Genomic DNA, 545 nt, shown 5'->3' on the forward strand with positions numbered 1-545 from the left:
GATCCGCCGTACCGCGGTAGGCGACGGATGTGCCCCGGTGCGCGGTAACCGACGGAAGCGCCTCCGGCGATTCCATCCTACGCAAAGCGAACAGCCGTACCGCGGTGGCGATGTGCCCCGGTTCGCCGTACCGCGATCCGCGGTGTCCAGCCAACGTAGGTTGGATTAGCGAAGCGTAATCCGACGATCGGGAGGGCAGGCGCGGTTGCGGTGACGGGGCAACGGATGTGGCCGGTTCGCGGTAACCGACGGAAGCGCCTCCGGCGATTCCATCCTACGCAAAGCGATCCGCCGTACCGGGTTCCGCGGTGTCCAGTCAACGTAGGTTGGATTAGCGAAGCGTAATCCGACGATCGGGAGGGCAGGCGCGGTTGCGGTGACGGGCCGACGGATGTGGCCGATTCGCGGTACGAAGGTGATCCGCCGTACCGGGGTGATCCGCCTTACCGCGTTTCATCTTCTTCGGTCATGAGTACGGGGCGGAAGGGAAGCTGCCCACGTTCAGCTACGTAGATCAAGGCCTGTCGCATCAGCTCGGAAGGGGG

1 pseudogene is annotated in these 545 nt (G+C 64.8%); it reads right to left on the reverse strand.

From position 1 onward, the window contains the following. Nucleotides 1-452: 452 nt before the first annotated feature. Nucleotides 453-545 (reverse strand): annotated as a pseudogene (locus tag NA637_RS25320) (type II toxin-antitoxin system RelB/DinJ family antitoxin); the annotation flags it as partial.

Source organism: Stutzerimonas stutzeri (assembly GCF_024448935.1).
Taxonomy (GTDB): Bacteria; Pseudomonadota; Gammaproteobacteria; order Pseudomonadales; family Pseudomonadaceae; genus Stutzerimonas; species Stutzerimonas stutzeri_AO.